Origin of the sequence: Campylobacter sp. BCW_6461, from assembly GCF_001762735.1 — a bacterium.
GTDB lineage: Bacteria > Campylobacterota > Campylobacteria > Campylobacterales > Campylobacteraceae > Campylobacter_D > Campylobacter_D jejuni.
Map to the genome: position 1 here is coordinate 1 of NZ_MJXJ01000001.1, position 1,300 is coordinate 1,300.

Here is a 1,300-nt window from a genome sequence, read left to right on the forward strand (position 1 = left end):
TAATTCTTTATCACTCATTGCAACTTCTTTGGATCTTTTGGTGTGCGATTATCTACAAGATAATTTAAAGAAAATACATTTTTAGCTTCTTTGGAATAAGGGTTATCTGTGATAGTCACACTAACCTTGTAATCGTTTTGTGGTAAATTTGGATAAATAAGTTCCATTAAATCTGTTAAGTATTTATTAGGGCTTTTAATCTCTTTTTGTAAAAGTTTTTCCATTTCATTAAAAGCATTGATGAAAGCGATTTTGAATTGTAAAGCTTTTTTGCCTGTAAAGCCCATTGCTAAAAGAAAGAATCCATCTTTTGTAAGTTGATAGTATGGGTATTTTCTTTCTCTACCTTTAAAGCCTTGTATTTTATGGACTTTGAATGAAAACTCAAAATTGAGGAGGTCGTTGGAAGTCCCTATTTCATTTTTCCATCGCTTTGTAATTGCAAGAGAATTTTTTGCATAAACTCTTCCGCTATTTGTAGTGCCTACTTCAAAATCTTTTCCTAAGTATCCGATTAGATTTACATTATTCATTGTTTAACTCCTTTTTGTTGGTGTAATATTTTTTCATCTTTTAAACTCCTTATTTATAGATTTAACTGCATTTGTTTTTTTGGTGCTAAATTCTTCTAATTTTGCTTTAAAATCATTTGTGGATTTGTTTTGTTGTGGTATAATTTTATTGGTAGCCGATGAAATGTTCTTTTGAACCAGTCGTCCGTCAAGACTTTGGGCTTGAGTGTAGGAGGTGTGGGCGTTCCTACCATCGACTACTACATCTTTTTTTGCCATTAATTCCAAGTTTTTTATTCTTTTTTCGTTAGCGTGAAAAATTTTACTGATATTTTCATCTTTTCGGATACCTACTTCACCCATTTTCTTTTCATTTAGCTTTTTCCCTGCAATGTAGTCTTTTTCACTTTTTGGAGTCGGATTATTGATAATAATTTCAGGATCATGGATAACTTTTTTTATTAAGTTAGCAACCTGTTCTTTGTTTTGAAACATTTCAGGGTGTCTTTCTAGTAAAGTTTGTAAATCTGCGACAGCTTCTTTATCACCTAAAAGATCAACCAGTCTTTCACAAAGTTCAAAAATTTCTAATTCTTTATCACTCATTGCAACTTCTTTGGATCTTTTGGTGTGCGATTATCTACAAGATAATTTAAAGAAAATACATTTTTAGCTTCTTTGGAATAAGGGTTATCTGTGATAGTCACACTAACCTTGTAATCGTTTTGTGGTAAATTTGGATAAATAAGTTCCATTAAATCTGTTAAGTATTTATTAGGGCTTTTAAT

The 1,300-nt window shown here is 30.7% G+C and carries 2 protein-coding genes and 1 pseudogene; all 3 read right to left on the bottom strand.

All coding sequences use genetic code 11. The annotated features are described in order from the left end of the window. Positions 1 to 14: 14 nt before the first annotated feature. Positions 15 to 533, bottom strand: coding sequence for a Rha family transcriptional regulator (locus AJ882_RS00005; protein WP_057037598.1), 519 nt, complete (start codon positions 531 to 533; stop codon positions 15 to 17). Positions 534 to 566: 33 nt separating this feature from the next. Further along, on the bottom strand, positions 567 to 1,118 hold the full coding sequence (locus tag AJ882_RS00010; RefSeq protein WP_002779628.1) for a hypothetical protein: 552 nt from the start codon (positions 1,116 to 1,118) through the stop codon (positions 567 to 569). Continuing rightward, positions 1,115 to 1,300 (bottom strand): annotated as a pseudogene (locus tag AJ882_RS00015) (phage regulatory protein); the annotation flags it as partial. The gene AJ882_RS00010 and the pseudogene AJ882_RS00015, both read right to left, overlap by 4 nt.